20 protein-coding genes, 2 pseudogenes and 1 riboswitch are annotated in these 24,256 nt (G+C 71.1%); of the genes and pseudogenes, 16 read left to right on the top strand and 6 right to left on the bottom strand.

The features are described from left to right. Nucleotides 1–50: 50 nt before the first annotated feature. A pseudogene (glgX, locus tag ABEB09_RS08925) lies at nt 51–2,320 on the bottom strand (glycogen debranching protein GlgX). Between the two features lie 222 nt (nt 2,321–2,542). Here glgX and ABEB09_RS08920 point away from each other — a divergent pair. The 5 genes and pseudogenes from ABEB09_RS08920 (at nt 2,543) to ABEB09_RS08900 (ending at nt 8,394) form a co-directional block, all read left to right on the top strand. Further along, a complete protein-coding gene (locus ABEB09_RS08920; protein ID WP_345688847.1) occupies nt 2,543–3,796 on the top strand; it encodes a L,D-transpeptidase in 1,254 nt (417 codons plus the stop codon). Between the two features lie 182 nt (nt 3,797–3,978). Next, nucleotides 3,979–5,229: a L,D-transpeptidase gene (locus tag ABEB09_RS08915; protein ID WP_345688845.1), complete on the top strand. Its 1,251-nt coding sequence runs from the start codon at nt 3,979–3,981 to the stop codon at nt 5,227–5,229. 95 nt (nt 5,230–5,324) lie between these two features. Next, a pseudogene (locus ABEB09_RS08910) lies at nt 5,325–6,130 on the top strand (enoyl-CoA hydratase/isomerase family protein). Nucleotides 6,131–6,338: 208 nt separating this feature from the next. Further along, entirely contained in the window at nt 6,339–6,842 is a 504-nt protein-coding gene (locus tag ABEB09_RS08905; RefSeq protein ID WP_345688843.1) for an ATP-binding protein, read from the top strand. A 370-nt stretch (nt 6,843–7,212) separates the two neighbouring features. Further along, the gene (locus ABEB09_RS08900) at nt 7,213–8,394 is read left to right on the top strand and encodes a YncE family protein (protein WP_345688841.1); all 1,182 of its coding nucleotides are present in this window, start codon (nt 7,213–7,215) and stop codon (nt 8,392–8,394) included. Between the two features lie 25 nt (nt 8,395–8,419). Here the strand turns inward: ABEB09_RS08900 and ABEB09_RS08895 are convergent, their stop codons facing one another. Then, a complete protein-coding gene (locus ABEB09_RS08895; protein WP_345688840.1) occupies nt 8,420–9,058 on the bottom strand; it encodes a GNAT family N-acetyltransferase in 639 nt (212 codons plus the stop codon). 93 nt (nt 9,059–9,151) lie between these two features. Between ABEB09_RS08895 and ABEB09_RS08890 the strand changes: the two genes are divergently transcribed. Continuing rightward, complete coding sequence (locus tag ABEB09_RS08890) at nt 9,152–9,367, top strand: EF-hand domain-containing protein (protein WP_345688834.1); 216 nt, start codon at nt 9,152–9,154, stop codon at nt 9,365–9,367. A gap of 48 nt (nt 9,368–9,415) precedes the next feature. Here ABEB09_RS08890 and ABEB09_RS08885 read toward each other — a convergent pair whose 3' ends face one another. The 4 genes from ABEB09_RS08885 to gcvT all read right to left on the bottom strand — a co-directional run bounded on the left by ABEB09_RS08885 (nt 9,416) and on the right by gcvT (nt 13,832). Then, nucleotides 9,416–10,783, bottom strand: a complete 1,368-nt coding sequence (locus tag ABEB09_RS08885) for an L-serine ammonia-lyase (RefSeq protein WP_345688832.1) — start codon at nt 10,781–10,783, stop codon at nt 9,416–9,418. 163 nt (nt 10,784–10,946) lie between these two features. Then, on the bottom strand, nt 10,947–12,203 hold the full coding sequence (gene glyA, locus ABEB09_RS08880) for a serine hydroxymethyltransferase (protein ID WP_345688830.1): 1,257 nt from the start codon (nt 12,201–12,203) through the stop codon (nt 10,947–10,949). A gap of 36 nt (nt 12,204–12,239) precedes the next feature. Beyond that, entirely contained in the window at nt 12,240–12,614 is a 375-nt protein-coding gene (gene gcvH / locus ABEB09_RS08875) for a glycine cleavage system protein GcvH (protein ID WP_345688828.1), read from the bottom strand. 102 nt (nt 12,615–12,716) lie between these two features. Continuing rightward, nucleotides 12,717–13,832 carry a glycine cleavage system aminomethyltransferase GcvT gene (gcvT, locus tag ABEB09_RS08870; RefSeq protein ID WP_345688826.1) on the bottom strand — a complete coding sequence of 372 codons (1,116 nt, stop codon included), beginning with the start codon at nt 13,830–13,832 and terminating at the stop codon, nt 12,717–12,719. 158 nt (nt 13,833–13,990) lie between these two features. After that, nucleotides 13,991–14,086, bottom strand: a riboswitch (glycine riboswitch). Between the two features lie 148 nt (nt 14,087–14,234). Between gcvT and ABEB09_RS08865 the strand changes: the two genes are divergently transcribed. The 10 genes from ABEB09_RS08865 to ABEB09_RS08820 all read left to right on the top strand — a co-directional run bounded on the left by ABEB09_RS08865 (nt 14,235) and on the right by ABEB09_RS08820 (nt 24,250). Then, nucleotides 14,235–14,885, top strand: a complete 651-nt coding sequence (locus ABEB09_RS08865) for an AAA family ATPase (RefSeq protein WP_345688824.1) — start codon at nt 14,235–14,237, stop codon at nt 14,883–14,885. A 75-nt stretch (nt 14,886–14,960) separates the two neighbouring features. Then, nucleotides 14,961–15,716 carry an enhanced serine sensitivity protein SseB gene (locus ABEB09_RS08860; protein WP_345688822.1) on the top strand — a complete coding sequence of 252 codons (756 nt, stop codon included), beginning with the start codon at nt 14,961–14,963 and terminating at the stop codon, nt 15,714–15,716. 75 nt (nt 15,717–15,791) lie between these two features. After that, on the top strand, nt 15,792–16,571 hold the full coding sequence (locus ABEB09_RS08855; RefSeq protein ID WP_345688820.1) for an enhanced serine sensitivity protein SseB C-terminal domain-containing protein: 780 nt from the start codon (nt 15,792–15,794) through the stop codon (nt 16,569–16,571). 206 nt (nt 16,572–16,777) lie between these two features. Continuing rightward, nucleotides 16,778–18,448 (top strand): ABC transporter substrate-binding protein, encoded by a 1,671-nt coding sequence (locus ABEB09_RS08850; protein WP_345688818.1) that lies wholly within the window; start codon nt 16,778–16,780, stop codon nt 18,446–18,448. Nucleotides 18,449–18,547: 99 nt separating this feature from the next. After that, entirely contained in the window at nt 18,548–19,552 is a 1,005-nt protein-coding gene (locus tag ABEB09_RS08845; protein WP_345688816.1) for an ABC transporter permease, read from the top strand. A gap of 1 nt (nt 19,553) precedes the next feature. Continuing rightward, nucleotides 19,554–20,507, top strand: a complete 954-nt coding sequence (locus tag ABEB09_RS08840) for an ABC transporter permease (protein ID WP_345688814.1) — start codon at nt 19,554–19,556, stop codon at nt 20,505–20,507. A gap of 6 nt (nt 20,508–20,513) precedes the next feature. Beyond that, a complete protein-coding gene (locus ABEB09_RS08835) occupies nt 20,514–21,515 on the top strand; it encodes an ABC transporter ATP-binding protein (RefSeq protein ID WP_345688812.1) in 1,002 nt (333 codons plus the stop codon). Beyond that, nucleotides 21,512–22,603, top strand: a complete 1,092-nt coding sequence (locus tag ABEB09_RS08830) for an ABC transporter ATP-binding protein (RefSeq protein ID WP_345688810.1) — start codon at nt 21,512–21,514, stop codon at nt 22,601–22,603. Before ABEB09_RS08835 ends, ABEB09_RS08830 begins: the two co-directional genes overlap by 4 nt. 118 nt (nt 22,604–22,721) lie before the next feature. Next, nucleotides 22,722–23,405, top strand: a complete 684-nt coding sequence (locus ABEB09_RS08825; protein WP_345688808.1) for a trimeric intracellular cation channel family protein — start codon at nt 22,722–22,724, stop codon at nt 23,403–23,405. Nucleotides 23,406–23,431: 26 nt separating this feature from the next. Further along, nucleotides 23,432–24,250: a thioesterase family protein gene (locus ABEB09_RS08820; protein WP_345688806.1), complete on the top strand. Its 819-nt coding sequence runs from the start codon at nt 23,432–23,434 to the stop codon at nt 24,248–24,250. The last annotated feature ends 6 nt before the right edge of the window (nt 24,251–24,256 follow it).

Raw genomic sequence — 24,256 nt, 5'->3', positions numbered from 1 at the left:
GGCCCGTCCTAGGCGCGGACCGCCGGATCAGCCGTTCGGCCGATGCCGGTTCACGCCCGCACCCGCCACAGCAGCGCCGACCTCGGCCCCACCGTCACCGTGTCCCCGCCCCGGCACACCGTGCCCGGCGCCTCCTCCTGCTCCTCCCGCGAGGTGTCGACCACCAGTTCGTACTCCTCCGCCCACGGCGGCCCCGGCAGCCGGTGCTCGACCGGCGAGCCGCCCGCGTGCAGGACCGCCAGGAAGCTGTCGTCGGCGACCTTCCGGCCGCGCGCGTCCCGCCCCGGGATGTCCCGGCCCGACAGGTAGAACGCGATCGTCGTGCTCGGCGTGTACCAGTCCCGCTCGGTCATCTCCAGCCCCCGGGGCGTGAACCACGCCAGGTCCCGCAGCCCGTCGACGCCCTGCGGCCGACCCGAGAAGAACGCCCGGCGCCGCAGCACCGGGTGGGCGTGGCGCAGCGCCAGCAGCCGCCGCGTCAGCGCCAGCAGCTGGGCGTACGCGGGCTCGTCGCGCAGTGACCAGTCGACCCAGCCGATCTCGTTGTCCTGGCAGTACGCGTTGTTGTTTCCGCCCTGCGTGCGCCCCATCTCGTCGCCGGCCACTAGCATCGGCACGCCCGTCGACAGCAGCAGCGTGGTGAGCAGGTTGCGCAGCTGGCGCCGCCGCAGCGCGCCCACGGCCGGGTCGTCCGTCCCGCCCTCGGCGCCGCAGTTCCACGACCGGTTGTCGTTCGTGCCGTCCCGGTTGTTCTCGCCGTTCGCCTCGTTGTGCTTCTGCTGGTACGACACCAGGTCCCGCAGCGTGAACCCGTCGTGCGCGGTGACGAAGTTGACCGAGGCGTACGGGCGGCGGCCGCCCCACGCGTACAGGTCGCTCGACCCGGACAGCCGGTACCCCAGGTCGCGCACGTCGGGCAGCGCACCGCGCCAGAAGTCCCGCACCGCGTCCCGGTAGCGGTCGTTCCACTCGGTCCACAGCGGCGGGAAGGCGCCCACCTGGTAGCCGCCGTTGCCCACGTCCCACGGCTCGGCGATCAGCTTCACCCGCCGCAGCACCGGGTCCTGCGCGATCACCGCGAGGAACGGCGACAGCATGTCCACGTCGTGGAAGGACCGGGCCAGCGCGGCCGCCAGGTCGAAGCGGAACCCGTCCACGCCCATCTCGGTCACCCAGTACCGCAGCGAGTCCGTGATCAGCCGCAGCACGTGCGGCTGCACCACGTGCAGCGTGTTGCCGCAGCCCGTGTAGTCCGCGTAGCGGCGGGCGTCCTGCTGGAGCCGGTAGTAGCCGCGGTTGTCGATGCCCCGCAGCGACAGCATCGGCCCCAGCTCACCGGCCTCCGCCGTGTGGTTGTAGACCACGTCGAGGATGACCTCGATGCCCGCCTCGTGCAGCGCCCGCACCATCCGCCGGAACTCGCCGACCTGCTGGCCCCCCGTCCCCGACGCGCTGTACGCGGCGTGCGGGGCGAAGTAGCCGATCGAGTTGTACCCCCAGTAGTTGCGCAGGCCGCGCCGCAGCAGATGGTCCTCGTGCGCGAACTGGTGCACGGGCAGCAGCTCCACGGCGGTCACCCCGAGCCGTACGAGGTGGTCGACGGCCGCCGGGTGCGCGAGCCCCGCGTACGTGCCGCGCAGCTCCTCGGGGATGTCGGGGTGCCGTTTCGTGAAGCCCTTCACGTGCAGCTCGTAGATGACCGAGTCCGCCCAGGGCGTCTTGGGCCTGCGGTCGTCGGCCCACTCGTCGCCGGGCGTGTCGTCGTGGACGACGACCCCCTTGGGCACGTACGGCGAGGAGTCCCGGTCGTCGCGGACCGTGTCGGCGACGTGCTGCTCGGGCCAGTCCCGCACGTGCCCGTACACCTCGGCCGGCAGGGTGAAGTCCCCGTCGACCGCCCGCGCGTAGGGGTCGAGCAGCAGCTTGGCCGGGTTCCAGCGCGCGCCCGTCCAGGGGTCCCAGCGGCCGTGCACCCGGTACCCGTACCGCTGCCCGGGCGCACGCCCGGCACGAAGCCGTGCCAGATCTCGTGCGTCAGCTCCGTCAGCGGCACCCGTGTCTCGGTGCCGTCCGGGGCGAACAGGCACAGCTCGACGGCCTCCGCGCCGCCCGCCCACAGCGCGAAGTTGGTGCCCGCCACCCCGTCGGGCCCGGTCCGGAAGCGGGCCCCCAGCGGGGTCGGCGACCCCGGCCACACCGGCGGGGCCGGGGCCGCGTCCGGGGGACGGCGTAATCCGTTCGGGCCCGGACGTCGCGGCTCGACGGGCACGGCGGCGTCCACCCTGCCCTCGGCTGACCTCTGCTCGGCTGCGCTCGACACCTGCCGGCCTCCCGCGGCTCGTCCGGTGGCCGGCTGTGGTCCGGCTCCCCGGCTCGGGCTGCGCGCGGCGCGGACGCGGCGTCCCGGCCGCGGCGCGCCGCGCATGGTCATATCTCGTTCCTCCACCTGTTCTGCCCGGACTGTCCCGCTCCCAACATGACCGGTACCGAACACGACCCGTACAGACGTTTCCCCCGCCGGGGCGGCGTCGTTGGGCGGATTGTGAAACATGTACTGAAGCGTGCGGGGCTCGGCATCGCGGCGGCGGCGGCCTGGACGGGACTGGTGGCCGGGGCGGCCGGGTGCACGGCCGACGGCGGACTCGGCGACCTCGGGGGCCTGGGCGGCCTCGGCGGCGGCAAGGGCCGGTCGGCGGAGGACACCATCCGGGTGACCCCGGAGGACGGCGCCGAGCGCGTCGCCCCGGACGGCCGGGTCGAGGTACGGGTGCCCAGCGGCCGGCTGGAACGCGTCACGGTCACGAGGATCGAGGACGAGCGGCCGACGCGGGTGCCCGGCACGCTCTCCGACGACGGCCTGCGCTGGCGGCCCGCCCCCGGCACCCGGCTGGCGCTGGCCGCCAAGTACCGGGTCGACGCCGTCGCGCTGGACGGGCACGGGCGCCGCTCGGCCCGGCGCACCACGTTCACCACCCTGGTGCCCGAGCACCGCTTCATCGCCTACTTCGCCCCCGAGAACCGCGCCACCGTCGGCACCGGAATGATCGTCTCCCTCCGCTTCAACCGGCCCGTCCGCGACCGCGCCGCCGTCGAGCGCGCCGTCCGCGTCACCGCGGACCCGCCGGTCGAGGTCGCCGGCCACTGGTTCGGCACGGAGCGGCTGGACTTCCGGCCCGAGCGGTACTGGAACCCGGGCACCCGGGTCACCGTCGACCTGCGGCTGCGCGACGTCGAGGCGGCGCCCGGCGTGTACGGCATCCAGCAGAAGACCGTCGGCTTCACCGTCGGGCGCTCCCAGGTCTCGCTGGTGGACGCCGAGGCCCACACCATGGAGGTGCGCCGGGACGGGGTCCTGCTGGCCACGCTGCCCATCACGGCGGGCGCGCCCAAGACCACCACGTACAACGGGAAGATGGTGGTCAGCGAGTTGTACGACGTGACCCGGATGAACGGGGCGACGGTCGGCTTCAAGGACGCCAAGGGCAAGGGCGAGTACGACATCAAGGACGTGCCGCACGCGATGCGGCTGACCACGTCGGGCACCTTCCTGCACGGCAACTACTGGGCGCCGCGCTCCACGTTCGGCTCGGCCAACGTGAGTCACGGCTGCGTCGGGCTGCGCGATGTGAAGGGCGGCAGCCCGGAGAGCCCGGCGGGCTGGTTCTTCGACCGGACCCTGGTCGGGGACGTCGTGGAGGTGGTCAACTCGCGTGACCGGAAGGTGGCTCCCGACAACGGCCTCGGCGGCTGGAACATGGGCTGGAAGGAGTGGAAGGCCGGCTCCGCCCTGCGCTGATCCCCGACGTCTTCCCTTCGCCCCCGAAAAAGTTGGTCTCTGAACAAGTTGGGACTGAACAGTGACATTCCGGGGCGCTCAGCGACGACTGCGGTGTGATTATCTATCGCCGTGCGCGCGAGTTCAGCGCGCGGGGGTGCAGGCCGCGGCGTCGCCGGGCCGTGCGAGGGGAGACGTACATCGTGAACGGGCAGCCGATATCGGGGGCATCGGCCGGGGTGCGCGGCAGGGTCCGGCGCAGCGGTCCGCTGGCCGCGCTTGCCGGAACGTTGCTTCTGCTGGTCACCGCGTGCGGGGGCGGCGCCGCCGCCGACGGTGACAAGAACGGCGCGCCGGAGGCCAAGGGCAAGGGGCAGGTGGAGAACGCGGCCTCCCAGGCCGTCGTCACCGTCGCGCCCAAGGACGGCGCCGACTCGGTCGCCACCAGCGGCGCCCTGAAGGTCACCGCGGAGAAGGGCAAGCTGACGACCGTCACGGTCGCCGACTCCAAGGGCACGCCCGTCGAGGGGAAGATCTCCGCCGACGGCACCAGCTGGGAGCCGCTGCGCCACCTGGCCGCGGCCACGAAGTACAAGGTGCACGCGGTCGCCAAGGACTCCGCCGGCCGTGAGTCCGCCAAGGACACCACGTTCACCACCCTCGTGCCGAAGAACACCTTCATCGGCCACTACACGCCCGAGGACGGCTCCACCGTCGGTGTGGGCATGCCGGTCTCCATCAACTTCACGCGGGGCATCACCAACCCGGAGGCCGTCGAGGCCGCCATCAAGGTGACCGCCGAGCCGGCCGTACGGGTCGAGGGCCACTGGTTCGGCAACGACCGCCTCGACTTCCGCCCGGAGCAGTACTGGAAGCCCGGCACCAAGGTGACCGTGGAGCTGAACCTGGACGGCGTCGAGGGCCGCCCGGGTGTGTACGGCAAGCAGGCGAAGAAGGTGAGCTTCACCATCGGCCGCAGCCAGGTGTCCACCGTCGACGCCGGCGCCAAGACGATGAGCGTCGTGCGCGACGGCAAGGAGATCAAGAACATCCCGATCACCGCCGGCGCACCGTCCACGACGACGTACAACGGCCAGATGGTCATCAGCGAGAAGTACAAGGTGACCCGGATGAACGGCGCCACCGTGGGCTTCGGCGGCGAGTACGACATCAAGGACGTGCCGCACGCGATGCGCCTGTCCACCTCGGGCACGTTCGTCCACGGCAACTACTGGGCCTCGGCCGACACGTTCGGCTCGGCCAACGTCAGCCACGGCTGCGTCGGCCTGCGCGACGTGCGCGGCGCGTACGACGGCGACATGCCGGCCGCGTGGTTCTACAACAACTCGATCATCGGCGACGTGGTGATCGTGAAGAACTCCAAGGACAAGCAGATCCAGCCGGACAACGGCCTCAACGGCTGGAACATGCCGTGGTCGGAGTGGATCAAGTAGAGCGGCGACGCCGTCCGGGCGGGCCCGGTGCTGTGATCAACGGCACCGGGCCCGCCCGCGTCCCGGCTCCGTTAACGCGGGCTAACCTGCCCCGTATGACAGTCACTCTCGAAGTCTCGGCGGGTGTCGGCACGATCCGGCTCAACCGCCCCCCGATGAACGCCCTGGACATCGCCACCCAGGACCTGCTCAAGGACCTCGCCGAGGAGGCCGCGGCCCGGGACGACGTCCGCGCGGTGGTGCTGTACGGCGGCGAGAAGGTGTTCGCGGCCGGCGCGGACATCAAGGAGATGCAGGCCATGGACCACCGGGCCATGGTGCTGCGGGCCAAGGCGCTCCAGGACTCCTTCACCGCCGTCGCCCGGATCCCCAAGCCGGTCGTCGCCGCCGTCACCGGGTACGCCCTGGGCGGCGGCTGCGAGCTGGCCCTGTGCGCCGACTACCGGATCGCCGGCGAGAACGCCAAGCTGGGCCAGCCCGAGATCCTGCTGGGCCTGATCCCGGGTGCCGGCGGCACCCAGCGGCTCGCCCGGCTCGTCGGCCCGTCCAAGGCCAAGGACCTCATCTTCACGGGTCGTCACGTGAAGGCCGACGAGGCGCTGGTGATGGGCCTCGTCGACCGTGTCGTCCCGGCGGAGGAGGTGTACGACCAGGCGCACGCCTGGGCCGCCAAGCTCGCCCAGGGCCGGCGCTGGCGCTGCGCGCCGCCAAGGAGGCCGTCGACGGCGGCCTGGAGACGGACATCGACACCGGGCTCACCATCGAACGGAACTGGTTCGCGGGGCTCTTCGCCACAGAGGACCGCGAGCGCGGCATGCGCAGCTTCGTCGAGGAGGGCCCGGGAAGGCCAAGTTCCGCTGACTCGGGGCCTGTTGGAAGTTCAGCCCTGCGGGTGGTTTAAAGGGGCTTCAGGTCACCATTGAGCCAGGTCGGGGAGGCGCGCCCCGTGATCATGCGAATGCGGGGCGTCATCGCAGGTCAGAATGGCTATAGAGGCTCCTGGTTGCCTCCGTCATATGCCAGCCGCTCGCCGCGGGGCGGGCGCCCGCGCCGGATCGATTCCCGCGGAACCGCCCCGCGGGCCCCGCCGGACGGCCATCATGGGGGGCATGGCGGGGCTGGATGGTGTGGAGCAACCGTGGCAGCGCGGCAGCGCTACCGCCGCGCGGTGGGTACCGACCGCGGACGACGAACAGGCACTCAAGGCACTGGAGCTGTTCGGCGACCCCACGGTGGAGGAGGTGCGGCTGCCCTCCCGTCCGGAGTCCGCGGCGACCGCCCGGCGTCTCACCCAGTGTGTCGTCCTGCGGCAGTGGTCGCTCGGCCCGCAGATCGCCGAGCACGCCATCCTGCTCGTCTCCGAACTCGTGGGAAACGCCGTCCGGCACACCGGCGCGCGGGTGTTCGGCCTGCGGATGCTCCGCCGTCGCGGCTGGATCCGGGTCGAGGTGCGCGACCCCTCGCGGGGGCTGCCCTGTCTGATGCCCGTGCACGAGCTGGACACCAGCGGCCGTGGACTGTTCCTCGTCGACAAGCTCTCCGACCGGTGGGGTGTCGACCTGCTGCCCCGGGGCAAGAACACCTGGTTCGAGATGAGGGTCACCGACCGCTGACGCGCGAAAGCCCCCTGTGCGCCGTGGTCCGGCGCACCGCGGGGGCTTTCCTGTGCGCACCGCGGACGGAATCAGGGGTGTGTCCGAGGTGCTGTCGACGACCTGGCCCGGGTCAACGGGGTCGTGTGTCTCGACTATGGCAGACGGGGGGCCTTGCCGCCAAAAGCCCCTACCGCAACATAGGGGTACAAACCGGTCAGTAGACCATGGAATCCGAGGTGAAATGGGCCACTCGCCTCTCAATCTATGCATAAATATCGTGCACGGTGAGTGAATCCTCAATGGCCGGAACTCAACGGTCCGTCGACCCGAACATGGCCTCATGGGTCAATCGTTATTTTCCCTCCGGAATCGCCCTTAAATGGTGCGCATGCTGCATCTGACGAAGCGTTCGACGTGCCTCCTCGCGGCCGCGCTGCTGGCCGCCCTCGCCGGTTGCGGCACGTCCGACGACCGCGCCGGCACCACGAAGGCCGCAGCGCCCCCGGCGGCCACGAAGAAGGCCGCCCCCGCGGGTCCCGCTGGGCTCCCGGGCATGCCGCCCCTCCTCGACCCCAAGGACGTCTACGCCGCCGACCGGCCGGGCCGGCTCTCCCCGGTGGTCAAGGGCTTCCCCTCCCGCGTGTACGTCCCCAACACGCTCTCCAACACGGTCTCGGTCATCGACCCGAAGACGTACAAGGTCATCGAGACCATCCCGGTCGGCAAGCACCCCCAGCACGTCGTGCCCTCCTGGGACCTCAAGACCCTCTGGGTCAACAACAACCAGGGCCACACGCTCACGCCCATCGACCCCGCGACCGGCGTGCGCGGCAAGGACGTCGATGTCCACGACCCGTACAACCTCTACTTCACGCCCAACGGCAAGTACGCCGTCGTCATGGCCTCCCTCGACCGGGAGCTGGTCTTCCGCGACCCGCACACCATGGAACGCCGCCACACGGAGCCGGTCTCCTGCTACGGCGTCAACCACGCCGACTTCTCCGCCGACGGACGCTACTTCGTCGTCTCCTGCGAGTTCTCCGGCGAACTCCTCAAGGTCGACACGGAGAAGATGAAGGTCGTCGCCCAGCAGAAGCTCCCCTTCAACGGGGCCATGCCGCAGGACGTGAAGCTCTCGCCCGACGGCAGGACGTTCTACATCGCCGACATGATGGCGCACGGCATGTGGGTCCTGGACGGCGAGAAGTTCACCACCCCGAGGCTCCTGCCCACCGGCAAGGGCTGCCACGGCCTGTACGTCTCGCGCGACTCCAAGGAGATGTACGTCCCCAACCGCGGCGAGGGTTCCATCTCCGTCTTCGACTTCACCAAGAACAGGCTGACCAAGAAGTGGTGGCTGCCCGACGGCGGCTCCCCGGACATGGGCGGCGTCTCGGCCGACGGCAAGGTGCTCTGGCTGTCCGGCAGGTACGACTCCGAGGTGTACGCGATCGACACGAGGACCGGCAAGCAGCTCGCCCGCATCCCCGTCGGCGGCGGCCCCCACGGCCTGGCCGTCTACCCGCAGCCGGGCCGCTACTCGCTCGGCCACACGGGCGTCTTCCGCTGACGCGCCCCGGACGGCACGGGGCCGCTCAGCCGGCGACGAGCAGCGCCTCCGCGCACACCGGGCGGTAGCCGCCCGCCTGGAAGGTGCGCACGCTGCGGGCGTTGCCCGGCGGCTGCTGGGCCCACACGTACGCGTCCGGCACCAGGTGGCGGGCCGCCAGGGCGAGCCGGACACCCAGGCCCCGCCCCCGGGCGTCGTCGTCCAGCTCGACGGCCGCCTCCCAGCGGCCGGCGACGGCGCGCCCCAGGACGACGACCCCGCCCTCGGCCCGCCACACCCGTACGTCGTCGCGGTACTTCCGCGCCCGCACCACGCGCGGGTGGTCGGGGTCCTCGATCTCCCGCAGGGGCAGGGGCGGTTCACCCGGCAGCGCGGACGCCACCGTCAGCAGGTCGACGGTGTCCATGTGCCGGCCCGTACGGTCCATCAGCGCCGTCAGGAAGCGCGGGTTCATCGTCGCCGCCAGCGGATCGGCGCCGGTGGCCGCCAGCTCGGCGCACACCCACGCGGGGTCCTCGTCGGTGAAGACCACCGAGTGGGCGGTGAAGGCCAGCACCCCGGCGTCGCGCCGGCTCGGCTGGGGGACGATCGTCGTGGAGCCGTCCGGCGCGGGGAACTCGCCCCGTGCCGCCGCCGCGAGAATGCGGGCCACCGTGTCGCTCATGTGTCCATCCTGACCCATGGGCCACCGGAGGCGTCCACCGTCCCTCCCGATACCCTGGCCGCCGTAGTACAGAGATCACGAAGGGGTGGAGCGATGGCGGACATCGAGTCTGCGCGCAAGGCTTTCGACCGTTACGACGTGAACGGCGACGGGTTCATCACGGCGGCCGAGTACAAGAGCGTCATGGCGGAGCTGGGGGACTTCAACGTCACCGAGACCGTGGCGCAGGCCGTCATCAACGTCCAGGACGGCAACGGCGACGGACAGCTCAGCTGGGACGAGTTCTGGGCGCACCTGAACAAGGCCTGACGCCGCCCCGGTCGGCGCCCGGCCCGCACGGGCCGGGCGCCACCGCGTTCAGCACTCGATGATGTTCACCGCGAGACCGCCTCGCGCGGTCTCCTTGTACTTGACCGACATGTCCGCGCCGGTCTCCTTCATGGTCTTGATGACCTTGTCCAGCGACACCTTGTGGCTGCCGTCGCCGCGCATGGCCATGCGCGCCGCCGTGACCGCCTTCACGGCGGCCATGCCGTTGCGCTCGATGCACGGGATCTGCACGAGGCCGCCCACCGGGTCGCACGTCAGGCCCAGGTTGTGCTCCATGCCGATCTCGGCGGCGTTCTCCACCTGCTCCGGCGAGCCGCCCATCACCTCGGCGAGCGCGCCGGCCGCCATGGAGCAGGCCGAGCCGACCTCGCCCTGGCAGCCCACCTCGGCGCCGGAGATCGAGGCGTTCTCCTTGAAGAGCATGCCGATCGCACCCGCGGCGAGCAGGAAGCGGACCACGCCCTCCTCGTCGGCGCCGGGCACGAAGTTCATGTAGTAGTGCAGCACCGCCGGGATGATGCCGGCCGCGCCGTTCGTCGGGGCCGTCACGACCCGGCCGCCCGCCGCGTTCTCCTCGTTCACGGCCATCGCGTAGAGGGTGATCCACTCCATGGCGAGGGCCTGCGGGTCGCCCTCGGAGCGCAGCTTGCGCGCGGTGGTCGCGGCCCGGCGGCGGACCTTCAGGCCGCCAGGCAGGATGCCCTCGCGGGACATGCCGCGCGAGACGCAGGCCTGCATCACACGCCAGATCTCCAGCAGACCCTCGCGGATCTCCTCCTCGGTGCGCCAGGCCTTCTCGTTCTCCAGCATCAGCGCGGAGATCGACAGGCCGGTCTCCTTCGTGAGGCGCAGCAGCTCGTCACCGGTGCGGAAGGGGTACTTCAGGACGGTGTCGTCGAGCTTGATCCGGTCCTCGCCGACCGCGTCCTCGTCGACGACGAACCCGCCGCCCACCGAGTAGTACGTCTTCTCCAGCAGCGCGCCGCCCTCGGCGTCGTACGCCCACAGGGTCATGCCGTTGGCGTGGTACGGGAGAGCCTTGCGGCGGTGCAGGACGAGGTCCTCGTCGAAGTCGAAGGCGATCTCGTGTGCGCCGAGGAGGTTGATGCGCTTGGCGGCCTTGATCCGCTCGACCTGGTCGTCGGCGGTCTCCACGTCGACGGTCCGCGGCGAGTCGCCCTCCAGGCCCAGGAGCACCGCCTTGGGGGTGCCGTGGCCGTGGCCGGTGGCGCCGAGCGAGCCGTACAGCTCCGCCCGTATCGCCCGGGTGTGGGCGAGCAGGCCCTCGTTCTTCAGGCGGCGCGCGAACATCCGGGCCGCCCGCATGGGGCCGACCGTGTGGGAGCTGGAGGGGCCGATGCCGATCGAGAACAGGTCGAAGACCGAGATGGCCACGGGGGTACTCCTTGGGTTGGTAGACGCCGCTGTCTGCCGGGGTGGTGCAGGGCTTTGCGCGGGCTGTTCCCGGGGTGACCGGGGATGGGGCATGAGACGGGGCACCGCACTCACCGTCCAGTGTGCGCGGTGCCCCCGGTTTGGTCTGTTACGTACGTAACGCTTACAGACCAGGGTAAAGCGGGTGCTTCGCGGCGAGGGCCGTCACCCGGGCCTTGAGCGCGTCCGCGTCGTAGGACGGCTTCAGCGTCTCGGCGATGATGTCGGCGACCTCCGTGAAGTCCTCCGCCTGGAAGCCGCGCGTGGCCAGCGCCGGCGTGCCGATCCGCAGGCCCGACGTGACCATCGGCGGCCGCGGGTCGTTCGGGATGGCGTTCCGGTTGACCGTGATGCCGACCTCGTGGAGCCGGTCCTCGGCCTGCTGGCCGTCGAGCTCGCTGTTGCGCAGGTCGACCAGGACCAGGTGGACGTCCGTGCCGCCGGAGAGGACGGAGACACCCGCCTCGGTGACGTCGCGCTGGACCAGGCGCTCGGCGATGATCTTCGAGCCCTCCAGGGTGCGCCGCTGGCGCTCCTTGAACTCCTCGCTCGCCGCGACCTTGAAGGAGACCGCCTTCGCCGCGATGACGTGCTCCAGCGGGCCGCCCTGCTGGCCGGGGAAGACCGCGGAGTTGATCTTCTTGGCCAGCTCGGCGGTGCACAGAATGACGCCGCCGCGCGGGCCGCCCAGCGTCTTGTGCGTGGTCGTCGTCACCACGTGGGCGTGCGGCACCGGGTTCGGGTGGAGCCCGGCCGCCACGAGGCCCGCGAAGTGGGCCATGTCGACCATCAGGTACGCGCCGACCTCGTCGGCGATCCGGCGGAACGCCGCGAAGTCCAGCTGGCGCGGGTAGGCGGACCAGCCGGCCACGATCAGCTTCGGCTTGGACTCCTTGGCCAGGCGCTCGACCTCGGCCATGTCCACGATGCCGCTGTCGTCCACGTGGTACGCGACCACGTTGTACAGCTTGCCGGAGAAGTTGATCTTCATGCCGTGGGTCAGGTGCCCGCCGTGCGCGAGGTTCAGGCCCATGATCGTGTCGCCCGGCTTGAGCAGGGCGAACATCGCGGCGGCGTTCGCCTGCGCACCCGAGTGGGGCTGCACGTTGGCGTGCTCGGCGCCGAACAGCTCCTTGATGCGGTCGATGGCGATCTGCTCGACCACGTCGACGTGCTCGCAGCCGCCGTAGTAGCGGCGGCCGGGGTAGCCCTCGGCGTACTTGTTGGTCAGGACGGAGCCCTGGGCCTCCATGACCGCGACCGGAGCGAAGTTCTCCGAGGCGATCATCTCCAGGGTGTTCTGCTGGCGGCGGAGCTCGGCGTCGACGGCGGCGGCGACATCCGGGTCCAGCTCGTGGAGAGGCGTGTTCAGAAGCGACATCAGACGGTCCCTAGGGTCGGGGCTCGATCGGCAGGGTCAGCCGGCGTAGTCGGTGTACTCGGCGGCGGAGAGCAGATCGGCCGGCTCCTCCGCGACGCGCACCTTGAACAGCCAGCCGCCCTCGAACGGAGCGGTGTTCACCAGCGACGGGTCGTCCACGACTTCCTGGTTCGCCTCGACGACCTCACCGCTCACCGGCGAGTACAGGTCGCTGACGGACTTGGTCGACTCCAGCTCGCCGCAGGTCTCGCCCGCGGTCACCGTGGTGCCGACGTCGGGGAGCTGGACGTACACGACATCACCGAGGGCGTTGGCCGCGTGCTCCGTGATACCGACCGTCGCGACGCCGTCCTCGGCGGGCGACAGCCACTCGTGCTCCTTGCTGTAGCGCAGCTGCTCGGGGTTGCTCATGACCTGAATTCTCCTGTACGCGGGGAGTGGTGGTGAACGGGGAGGGAGTGTGCGGGATCACGTCCCGGTCACGTCCGGACCGGGCACGATCCGGCGAGCGTGTCACTTCTGGCGCTTGTAGAACGGCAGCGCCACGACCTCGTACGGCTCGTGGGTGCCGCGGATGTCGACGCCGACGCCCGGGGTGCCGGGAGCGGCGTGCGCCGCGTCCACGTAGGCCATCGCGATCGGCTTGCCCAGCGTCGGCGACGGGGCGCCGGAGGTCACCTCGCCGATCACCTCGCCGGCGGCGACCACGGGCATGCCGGCGCGCGGCACCCGGCGGCCCTCGGCGACCAGTCCGACGAGCTTGCGCGGCGGGGCGGTCTCGGCGCGCTCGGCCGCGGCCTGCAGAGCGGCGCGGCCCACGAAGTCACCGGACTTCTCGAACTTCACGACCCGGCCGAGGCCCGCGTCGAACGGCGTCAGCGCCGTCGTCAGCTCGTGCCCGTACAGCGGCATGCCCGCCTCCAGGCGCAGCGTGTCGCGGCAGGACAGGCCGCAGGGGATCAGGCCGACGCCCTGGCCGGCCTCGGTGAGCGCCTGCCACAGCTTCTCGGCGTGCTGCGGCTCCACGAACAGCTCGAAGCCGTCCTCGCCGGTGTAGCCGGTGCGGGCGATCAGCGCGGGCACGCCCGCGACCGTGCCCGGGAGGCCGGCGTAGTACTTCAGGCCGTCCAGGTCGGCGTCGGTGAGCGACTTCAGGATGCCGGGGGACTCGGGGCCCTGCACGGCGATCAGCGCGTAGGCGTCGCGGTCGTCGCGCACCTCGGCGTCGAAGCCGGCCGCCCGCTCGGTGAGGGCGTCGAGCACCACCTGGGCGTTGGAGGCGTTGGCGACAACCATGTACTCCTGCTCCTGGAGCCGGTACACGATCAGGTCGTCGAGGATGCCGCCGTCCTCGCGGCAGATCATCGTGTAGCGGGCGCGGCCCACGCCGACGCCGCCGATGTTGCCGACGAGCGCGTGGTCCAGCAGGTCGGCCGCCTGCGGGCCGGTGACGGTGATCTCACCCATGTGGGAGAGGTCGAACAGGCCGGCCTTGGTGCGCACGGCGGTGTGCTCGTCGCGCTCGCTGCCGTACCGCAGCGGCATGTCCCAGCCGGCGAAGTCGGTCATCGTGGCGCCCAGCGAGCGATGCAGGGCATCGAGGGCGGTACGGCGGGGGGCTGTGGTCATGAAGGGGCTCCCAGGTCCGGGGCATGACGGGCGAGGACGGTCCTCCCCATCTGTCATCGGAACCTGAGAGGTTCGCCGTGACCCCTGCGGGGCCCGCGGCTTGCACCTTGGGTGGAGCCGTCCGCCCTGGCGGGTGGCGGCTCGCTTTTCAGATCTGCCTCATCCGTGCGGTACGGGGCCTGAGAGATTCAAGGGAGGAACTTGCTCCTTCGGCGCCCGGACACCGCTGCCCGGGACTCTCCCGCACGGATTCGATCGGCCGGTATGTGGTTGTCGGCGCGCACATCATTGCACGTGGGTTCGGAATGGCAAAGGTTCGGGCCGGTTAAATCACTTGAGCGGTATTACCATTTCTTTACACTTTTTGGGCAAGGGTGAGGGGGAGCCGAGCAGGGAGGGACCATGACGGTGCATCGGTCCGGTGCGTACGCGACAACCGCGGGTGTGCCCGCACAGCAGACGGCCGCGCCCGCGTCCGTCTTCGCCGTCCTGCGCGACCTGCGCGACCGCGCCGGACACGCCCCCAGGGCGCTGACCTTCGCCGAAGGGGACGTCGTGGTCGTCTCCGGCCTGCCCGGCAGCGGCAAGTCCACCCTGATCGGCCGGGCCGTCCCCGGCCGCGCCATCGACTCCCAGGACACTCGCGAGCGCTGGGAGCGCCGCGTCCCCCGCTTCCTGCCGTACGCCGTCTACCGGCCCCTCGTCCGGATCGCGCACTACGCCGGACTGCACAGCGCCCTGCGCTCCGGCGAGAGCCTGGTCGTCCACGACTGCGGGACCCAGGCCTGGGTGCGCGGCTGGCTCGCCCGCGCGGCCCGCCGTCGCGGCCGCGCCCTGCACCTCGTGCTGCTCGACGTCCCGCCCTCCACCGCCCGCGACGGCCAGCGCGCCCGCGGCCGCCGCGTGTCCGGGTACGCCTTCACGCGGCACCGCCGCGCGGTGGGCCGCCTCCTGCGCGACGCCGAGAGGGGCGTGCTGCCCCGGGGCTGTTCCTCGGCGGTGCTGCTGGACCGCGCGGCGGCCACCGCCCTCACCCGGATCGCCTTCGTCTGATCATCGGACAACACCCCCGCCGTGCACGCTAGGGTGGCGCCCGCACGCGCACACGGGAAGGGACGAGGGACACCAGTGGACACCGCAGCGGCCACCACCTGGCCGGCCAACGAGCTGGAAGAGGTGCTCTCCGCCGCCCTCGGGAACCCCGCCGCCGGCGGCCGCATCGTCGAGGTCCTCGGCCGCAGCCCCGTCTGGGTGCCCCTCCCCAACGGCGGCGGCCCCGACAGCCCGGACCTCGACCTGCCCACGCTGGAGGTCGACGGACTGCCGTACGTCCCCGTGTACAGCTCCGAGGCGCAGTTCCGCAGCTGCGTAGGCGACCACATGCCGTACACCGTCGCGCCCGCCGTCGAGTTCGCCCGCGGCCTGCCCCCGCAGCTCGGCATCGCCGTGAACCCGGGCGGGGCCGTCGGCGCGCCACTGCCCCCGCCCGCCGTCGCCCAGCTGTGCCGGGCCGGCCGCACGCCCCTCGACGGGCCCGCGAGCGGCGCCCGCGTCCGCCTGTTCGAACCCGACTGGCAGGACGACCCGGTGGACTTCCTGGCCGCCGCCGGCGCCGAGTTCGAGGCGGCCGGCCTCGTCCTCACCGCGCGCCGCGCCCTGGCCAGCGTCGAGGGCGAGCCGCCGACGCTGTTCATCGGCGTCCAGCTGTCCTCCTGGGAGGGCCCCGACCGCACGGTCCCCATGGACGCCCTCGGCCGGGCCCTCGGCCGCGTCCCGGTGCCCTGGCCGGTCAACCTCGTCCTCCTCGACGTGGCCCAGGACCCCGTCGGCGACTGGATGCTGGACCGGCTCCGCCCCTTCTACCAACGCGAGCACACGGTCTGACACCGGCCGCCGGATCAGGCGGGCAGGCCCTAAGCTGGTCCGGGTGGACGGGGAAGGAAGAGGGGCGGGATCCAGGTGAGCGCGTCAGGCACCGCGGCGGCCGGACAGGTCGAGCACATGCTGCGGCAGGTGACGCCCGGGCGCTACGACGCCTACGAGGCGCTGCTGCACGCACTCGCCGACGGCCAGGTCTGGATGCTGCTCTGGCACGGCAGCGCCGGCTCCTCCGACGCGCAGTACGGGAACATGGAGGTCGAGGGCTTCGGCTACGCCCCGTGCGTCACCTCCGCCCAGGAGCTGGCCGCCTCCGGCTGGAACCGCGCGCACGAGGTCGTCCCCGTCCGCGAGGTCGCCCGCGCCCTGTACCCCGACCGCTGGGGCATCTGGCTCAACCCGCACGCACCCGGCGGCGGCGTCGGCATCCCCTGGGCCGACCTGCGCCGCATCGCCACCGGCCTGGACCGCATGCCCGCCGGACCGCTGCGGCTCACCGAGCCCGCCATCGAGCTCCCGCAGTTCTACGCCCTGCTCACCCAGAACGCCCACCGCACCCCCGCCGTCCGCTCCCTGCGCCGTGCCTGGGTGCAGCCCGCGCTCGGCACGCCGTACCTCGCCATCGGCCTCGACCTGTACGACACGGGCCAGGCGTCCGTCGACGCCGTCCGCGCCATGATGCAGCAGTCCATCGCCGCCGTCCCGGACGGCCTGCCGGTCTCCACGGTCGCCATGTCGGACGGCTACGACCCGGTCGCCATGTGGCTGCGCGCCAACGCGCGGCCCTTCTACGACCGCGAGGCCCACCTGGCCCCGCCCGCCCCGGGCACCTCGGGCTACGGCTACCCGCAGCAGCGCTGAACTGCCGTTCAGTAGCCGCCGCGAACTCCCCTGTGTGTCCGGGGTGTTAACTCGGACAGCGGTCTTGTCCCGGATGTGACCGGTTTGGTGAGTGTCCGGGTCTCGACTAGGTATCACCGCTATCCGGACTGTTCTCCGCGATGCCACCCGTCGGTAGTGTTCGGCCGGTCAAGACCTCATTCACTAGGCCAAACCAGGGGTGGCCCATGCGAATACTCAAGTCCCGCGCCGTCCGCGCGGTCACCGCGGCGCTGGCCGTCGGAATGATCGCCACGGGCTGCGCCAGTGAGCGTGGCAAGGACGGCGACAAGGGCGGTGACAAGGACACCTTCGTGTTCGCCGGTGCCGGTGACCCGGGCTCACTGGACCCCGCCCTCGCCAGCGACGGAGAGACCTTCCGGGTCACCCGCCAGGCGTTCGAGGCGCTGCTGGAGCACGAGTCCGGCGGCAGCAAGCTGGTCGGCGGCCTCGCCGAGACCTGGTCGAGCAACCCGGCCGGCACGGTGTGGACCTTCAACCTGCGCAAGGGCGTGAAGTTCCACGACGGCGAGGCGTTCAACGCCGCGGCCGTCTGCGCCAACTACGACCACTGGTTCAACTGGACCGGTACGTACCAGTCGAGCGCCGTCTCGTACTACTGGCAGTCCATCATGGGCGGCTTCAAGAAGAACGAGGACAAGGAAGCCCCCAAGCCCAACTACAAGTCCTGCACCGCCAAGGACGAGAACACCGCGGTCATCGAGGTCCACGAGCCCTCGGCGAACCTGCCCGGCGGCTTCTCGCTCCAGGCCCTGGCGATCCACTCGCCCAAGGCCGTCAAGGAGTACGAGAAGCAGGCGGCGAGCGGCAAGGGCGACGCCATCACGTACCCCAAGTACAGCCAGGAGGCCGGCACGGTCGCCGGCACCGGCCCGTACAAGATCGTGAAGTGGAACAAGGGCAACAAGGAAGTCTCCCTCGAGCGCTTCGACGACTACTGGGGCGACAAGGCCAAGGTGAAGAACCTGGTCTTCCGTACGATCGCCACCGAGGAGGGCCGGCGGCAGGCGCTGCAGGCCGGTGACATCGACGGCTACGACCTGGTGTCCCCGGCGGACGTGAAGACCCTGGAGAAGGAGGGCTTCCAGGTTCCGACGCGTGACGTCTTCAACATCTTCTACGTGGGCATGACCCAGGAGAAGAACCCGGCGCTGAAGAAGCCGCAGGTCCGCCAGGCCATCGCGCACGCCATCGACCGCGAGAACATCGTCAAGACCCAGCTGCCCGAGGGCGGCAAGGCCGCGACCCAGTTCATGCCCGACACGGTCGCCGGCTGGTCCGACAAGGTGCCGACGTACCCGTTCGACACCAACAAGGCCAAGCAGCTGCTGGCCGCCGCCGGCGAGTCCAAGCTGAAGATCGAGTTCTGCTACCCGACCGAGGTCACCCGGCCCTACATGCCGGCCCCGCAGGACATCTTCGAGCTGATGAAGTCGGACCTGGAGAAGGCCGGCATCACCGTCACCCCGAAGCCGATGAAGTGGGCCCCGGACTACCTGGACGCCACCGAGGCCGGTGCCTGCGCCCTGCACATGCTGGGCTGGACCGGTGACTTCAACGACGGTTACAACTTCATCGGTACCTGGTTCGCCGAGTACGACAAGCAGTGGGGCTTCAAGGACCCGGCCGTCTTCAGCGCCGTGACCGCCGCCTCCAAGGAGACGGACCCGGCCAAGCGCGTCGAGGCGTACAAGGCCGCCAACGAGAAGATCATGGCGTACCTGCCGGGTCTCCCGATCTCCTCGTCGCCGCCCGCGATCGCGTTCGGCAAGAACGTGAACCCGCCGAAGGTCTCCCCGCTGACGCAGGAGAACTTCGCCGAGGTCTCCTTCAAGTAAGCGCATCCGCACGCGGGGTCCGCCCGGCCACACCACAGCGTGGCCGGGCGGACCCGCTTCTCACGTAGACGTAAGACACGTAAGAAAGGGGCACGCGGGGTGCTGCGACTTGTCGTACGACGACTGCTACAGCTGATACCCACCCTGCTCGGCCTGTCGGTTCTCCTCTTCCTCTGGCTGAACCGCCTGCCCGGCGGACCCGCCTCAGCGATCCTGGGCGAACGGGCTACGCCGACCGAAGTGGCGCGCATCAACCGGGCGCTGGGCCTCGACCAGCCCGTCTGGGTGCAGTACGGCCGCTTCCTCAAGCGCATCTTCCAGCTCGACCTCGGGACGTCCACGAAGACCGGCCAGCCCGTGTGGGACGAGTTCGCCCTGCGCTTCCCGGCCACCGTGGAACTCAGCATCGCCGCCATGCTCATCGCCGTGGTCGTCGGCGTCCCGCTCGGCTACCTCGCCGCCAAGCGGCGCGGCGGCTGGCTCGACGTGGCCTCGGTGTCCGGCTCGCTGCTCGGCATCTGCGTACCGGTGTTCTTCCTCGCCCTGATCCTCAAGGGCATCTTCGCCGTCGAGCTCGGCATCTTCCCCAGCTACGGACGGCTCTCGACCGGCATCGACGCCACCGAGGTCACCGGATTCGCCATCCTCGACGGCGTCCTCACCGGCGAGCTCGACGCGGCGTGGGACGCGATCGTCCACCTCGTCCTGCCGGCCGTCACACTCTCCTCCATCCCCCTGGCCGTCATCGTCCGGATGACCCGCGCCAGCGTCCTGGAGGTGCTGGGCGAGGACTACGTCCGCACCGCCGAGTCCAAGGGCCTGGAGAAGAGCGTCGTCCGCGTCCGCCACGTGCTGCGCAACGCGCTCCTGCCCGTGGTCACCGCGGTCGGCCTGCTGACCGGCTCGCTGCTGTCCGGCGCGGTCCTCACCGAGTCGGTGTTCGCCTTCGGCGGCATCGGCTCCTTCATCAAGGACGCGATCGATGCCCGCGACTACCCGGTGCTCGTCGGCTTCATCATGTTCATCGCGATGGTGTACGTCGTCATCAACCTGCTGGTCGACCTGGCGTACAGCCTCATTGACCCGAGAGTGCGGGTGAACTGACGTGTCCACCAAGACAGACAAGATCGACCGCCTCGCGGAACTCACCCAGGCGAACGAGACCACCTCCGGCGCCAGCCTGTGGCGCGAGGCGTTCCGCCGGCTGAAGGCCAGCAAGATGGCCGTCATCGGCGCCGTCATCATCGGCGTGTTCGTCGTCGTGGCGATCGTCGGGCCGTGGTTCGCGCCCTACACGCCGACCGCGCAGACCTGGCGCGGCGAGGTCTTCCCCAACCAGGGCAAGTTCGTCGGCATGCGCGGCGAGAACTGGTTCGGCCTGGACCACCTCGGCCGCGACACGTTCTCGCGGATGCTCGTCGGCGCCCGCCAGACGCTCCTCGTCGGCGTCGTGTCCATGCTCATCGGCCTGCTCGTCGGCGCGCTGATCGGCATGCTGTCCGGCGCCGCCGCCACCCTCGGCGGCAAGGCGGGCCGGCGCGTCGACACCGTCGTCATGCGGTTCATCGACATCCTGCTGTCGCTGCCGTCGCTGCTGCTCGCCGTCTCCATCGCGGCCGTCATGGGCCAGTCCCTGACGACCGTGATGATCGCCGTCGGTGTCGTCCAGATCCCGGTCTTCGCCCGGCTCCTGCGCGGTTCGATGCTCGCCCAGGGCGGCTCCGACTACGTGCTGGCGGCCAAGGCCCTCGGCGTACGACGCCGGCGGATCGTCCTGACGCAGATCCTGCCGAACTCGCTGAGCCCCGTGATCGTCCAGGCGACCCTCAGCCTCGCCACCGCGATCATCGAGGCCGCCGCCCTGTCCTACCTGGGCCTCGGCAACCCGGACCCGGCCGTCCCCGAGTGGGGCGTGATGCTCTCCCAGGCGCAGCGGTTCTTCGACAACGCGCCGATGATGGCCGTCTACCCGGCGGTCGGGATCATCATCACCGCCCTCGGCTTCACCCTGCTCGGCGAGGCCATGCGCGAAGCCCTCGACCCGAAGCTGCGAGGCTGACCTGCCATGCCACTGCTCACTGTTGACGAACTCACCGTCACCTTCGGCGGACGCGGACGCAAGCCCTCCACGGCCGTCGACGGGGTCTCCTTCACCGTGGACCAGGGCCAGGTCGTCGGCCTGGTCGGCGAGTCGGGCTGCGGCAAGTCCGTGACCTCCCTCGCCCTCATGGGGCTCCTGCCCCGCAAGGGCGTCACCATCGGGGGGCGCGCCGAGTTCGACGGCGAGGACCTGCTCACCATGAGCCCGAAGAAGATCAGGGACATGCGGGGCAGCCGCCTCGCGATGATCTTCCAGGACCCGCTGTCCTCGCTGAACCCGGTCATCCCGATCGGCGTCCAGGTCACCGAGATCCTCCAGCGCCACCGCGGGCTGAAGGGCGAGGCCGCCCGCAAGGAGGCCGCGCACCTGCTGGACCGGGTCGGCATCCCCGACCCGAACCGGCGCCTCAAGGAGTACCCCCACCAGCTGTCCGGCGGTATGCGGCAGCGCGCCCTCATCGCCATGGCGGTGGCGTGCGCCCCGCGGCTGCTGATCGCCGACGAGCCGACGACGGCCCTCGACGTGACGATCCAGGCGCAGATCCTGGAGCTGCTCAAGGAGCTGGTGGACCAGGAGGGCACCGCCCTGCTGATGATCACCCACGACCTGGGCGTCGTGGCGGGTCTGTGCGACGAGGTGAACGTCCTCTACGCGGGCAAGGCGGTGGAGTCCGCCGGGCGCCGGGAGCTGTTCGCCCACCCGACGCACCCGTACGCGCACGGGCTCCTCGGCTCGATCCCGCGGCTGGACGCCCCGCGCGGCGAGCCGCTGAACCCGATCCGCGGATCCATCAACGACAAGATCGCCTGGGCGGACGGCTGCGCGTTCGCGCCGCGCTGCGACTTCTACACGATGGAGTGCCTGACCGGCACGCCCGAGCTCACGGAACCACGGGCGGAGGGGCACCGGGTGCGCTGCGTCAACCCGGTCCTGCCCGCCCCGGCGAAGTCGGAGGTCCCGGCATGAGTCTGCTCGAACTCGACGGTGTGAAGGTCCACTTCCCCGTCAAGAAGGGCCTCCTCTTCGACCGTACGGTCGGCCATGTGTACGCCGTCGACGGCGTCTCGCTGAAGGTCGAGTCCGGCCAGACGTACGGCCTGGTCGGCGAGTCCGGCTGCGGCAAGACGACCCTGGGCCGGGCCGTGCTGCGGCTGGTCGACATCACGGACGGCGAGGTCGTCTTCGACGGTACGGACCTGGCGAAGCTGCCCGACGAGGAGATGCGCCGGTTCCGGCGCCGCCTCCAGATGGTCTTCCAGGACCCGCTGGGCAGCCTCAACCCCCGCCAGAACATCGAGTCGATCCTCTCCGAGGGCATGCTCGCGCACGGCATCGGGGCGAACCAGGAGGAGCGCCGCGAGAAGATCAAGGCGATCCTGGCGCGCGTGGGCCTGCCGGCCAACTCGCTCGCCCGCTACCCGCACGAGTTCTCCGGCGGCCAGCGCCAGCGCATCGGCATCGCCCGGGCGCTGGTCCTGGAGCCGGACGTCATCATCTGCGACGAGCCCGTCTCGGCGCTGGACGTGTCCATCCAGGCCCAGGTGATCAACCTGCTGGAGGAGCTCCAGGAGCAGCTGGGCCTCACTTACCTGGTGATCGCCCACGACCTGGCGGTCGTCCGGCACATCTCGGACGTCATCGGCGTCATGTACCTCGGCTCCCTGGTCGAGGAGGCCCCGAGCGACGCGCTGTACGCGGCGCCGAAGCACCCGTACACCAGGGCCCTGATGTCGGCCGTGCCGGTGCCGGACCCGGAGGTCGAGGACCGCCGTGAGCGCATCCTGCTCCACGGTGACCTCCCCTCCCCGGCGAACCCCCCGGCCGGCTGCCGCTTCCACACCCGCTGCCCGTGGGCGCAGCCGCGCTGCGCGGAGGAGCGGCCGGAACTGACGGACACGGGCGACGGCCACCGGGTGGCCTGCCACTTCGCGGCCGAGATCGAGGCGGGCGAGCTGGAACCGACCCGTCCGACGGACGTGGAGGCGGTCCTGAACGCGGCGATCCCGGACGAGCCTCCGGCCGAGCCGACGGAGCCGGTGACGAAGACGGCGTAGTGCCACCGGTGACCGGCCCCCGGGCCGCACCCCCTCCGCTGCGCCCACCCACGGGTGGAACCCCGCAGCGGAGGGGCGGGTGCCCCGGGGAACCGGCACGGCGAGGTACAACAGTGCGGTGCTCCAGGATCTGTTCACCCCCTCCGTCCTCCACGCCCTCGACCTTGCCGGCATCTTCGTCTTCGCGATCTCCGGTGCCCTCCTCGCCGTCCGCAAGAACTTCGACGTCTTCGGCATGGCGGTCCTCGCGGAGGTCACCGCCCTGGGCGGCGGCCTCTTCCGGGACCTGGTCATCGGAGCCGTACCGCCGGCCGCCTTCACGGACCTCGGCTACTTCCTCATGCCCCTGGTCGCCACCGTCCTGGTCTTCTTCCTGCACCCGGTCGTCGAGCGCACGCAGGCCGCCGTGAACGTCTTCGACGCGGCGGGCCTCGGCCTGTTCTGCGTGGCCGGCACGACCAAGGCGTACGAGTACGGGCTCGGCCTGACCCAGTCGGCCGTGCTCGGGCTGGCCACCGCCGTCGGGGGCGGCGTCCTGCGGGACGTGCTCGCCAACGAGGCGCCGTCGCTGCTGCGCTGGGACCGCGACCTGTACGCGGTGCCCGCGATCGTCGGCTCGACGATGGTCGTGCTGTTCATCCGGTTCGAGGCGCTCAACCCGTTCACCAGCGCGGTCGCCGCCCTCGCGGCGTTCATCCTGCGGCTGCTCGCGCTGCGCTACCACTGGCGGGCGCCCCGAGCCTGGAACCGGCGGAGCGCGGCGAGGGAGGAGACGGCACCAGGCACAAAAGCTACCGCTTAGTAGTTTGCTGTTGTACGGTTCTGGCCATGGACAGTCAGTTCGACCGCGACACCGCGGTGACCCTCCGCGCGCCCGGTGTCTACGACGCCGACCTCTCCTCGGGCTGGACCATCTTCGGCGTGGTCAACGGCGGCTACCTGCTCGCCCTGCTGGGCCGCGCACTCGGGGAAGCCCTCCCGCACCCCCACCCGTTCGCGGTGTCCGCGCACTACCTGGCGCCCTCGCTTCCCGGCCCCGCGGTGATCCGGACCGAGACCGTCCGCACCGGGCGCGGCCTCTCCACGGGCCAGGCGTCGCTCTTCCAGTACGCCGAGGACGGCACCGAGGTCGAGCGCATCCGCGTCCTCGCCACGTACGGCGACCTCGACGCGCTGTCCGACGACGTACGGACCAGCGCCAAGCCGCCGGTCATCCCTCCGTACGAGCACTGCCTCGGCCCCTCGGACGCGCCCGCGCCGCTGCCCGGCTCCGCCGAGATCGCCCGGCTGCTGGACATCAAGCTCGACCCGGCGACCATCGGCTGGGCCGTCGGCGCCCCGTCCGGCGCGGGCGAGGTCCGTGGCTGGTTCGGCCTCGCCGACGGGCGCGACCCGGACCCGCTGTCCCTGCTCCTGACGGTCGACGCGCTGCCGCCGACCGCGTTCGACCTCGGCCTCAACGGCTGGACGCCGACCGTCGAACTGACCACCCACATCCGCTGCCGCCCGGCCCCGGGCCCGCTGCGGGTCGCCATCACCACCCGCAACCTCGCCGGCGGCTTCCTGGAGGAGGACGCCGAGGTCTGGGACAGCGCCGACCGCCTGGTCGCCCAGTCCCGCCAACTGGCCCGCGCACCGCGCGGCTGACACTCG

The organism is Streptomyces coeruleoprunus, assembly GCF_039542925.1.
Classification (GTDB): Bacteria; Actinomycetota; Actinomycetes; order Streptomycetales; family Streptomycetaceae; genus Streptomyces; species Streptomyces coeruleoprunus.
The sequence above is the reverse complement of the archived record's forward strand: the minus strand, read 5'-3'. Positions and strand labels throughout refer to the sequence as shown.

Coding starts and splice junctions, on each gene's coding strand:
- ABEB09_RS08900 (WP_345688841.1), top strand. CDS start 7,213: ATGCTGCATCTGACGAAGCGTTCGACGTGCCTCCTCGCGGCCGCGCTG.
- ABEB09_RS08835 (WP_345688812.1), top strand. CDS start 20,514: ATGCCACTGCTCACTGTTGACGAACTCACCGTCACCTTCGGCGGACGC.
- ABEB09_RS08865 (WP_345688824.1), top strand. CDS start 14,235: ATGACGGTGCATCGGTCCGGTGCGTACGCGACAACCGCGGGTGTGCCC.
- ABEB09_RS08820 (WP_345688806.1), top strand. CDS start 23,432: ATGGACAGTCAGTTCGACCGCGACACCGCGGTGACCCTCCGCGCGCCC.
- glyA (WP_345688830.1), bottom strand. CDS start 12,203: ATGTCGCTTCTGAACACGCCTCTCCACGAGCTGGACCCGGATGTCGCC.
- gcvT (WP_345688826.1), bottom strand. CDS start 13,832: ATGACCACAGCCCCCCGCCGTACCGCCCTCGATGCCCTGCATCGCTCG.
- ABEB09_RS08905 (WP_345688843.1), top strand. CDS start 6,339: ATGGCGGGGCTGGATGGTGTGGAGCAACCGTGGCAGCGCGGCAGCGCT.
- ABEB09_RS08830 (WP_345688810.1), top strand. CDS start 21,512: ATGAGTCTGCTCGAACTCGACGGTGTGAAGGTCCACTTCCCCGTCAAG.
- ABEB09_RS08850 (WP_345688818.1), top strand. CDS start 16,778: ATGCGAATACTCAAGTCCCGCGCCGTCCGCGCGGTCACCGCGGCGCTG.
- ABEB09_RS08890 (WP_345688834.1), top strand. CDS start 9,152: ATGGCGGACATCGAGTCTGCGCGCAAGGCTTTCGACCGTTACGACGTG.
- gcvH (WP_345688828.1), bottom strand. CDS start 12,614: ATGAGCAACCCCGAGCAGCTGCGCTACAGCAAGGAGCACGAGTGGCTG.
- ABEB09_RS08895 (WP_345688840.1), bottom strand. CDS start 9,058: ATGAGCGACACGGTGGCCCGCATTCTCGCGGCGGCGGCACGGGGCGAG.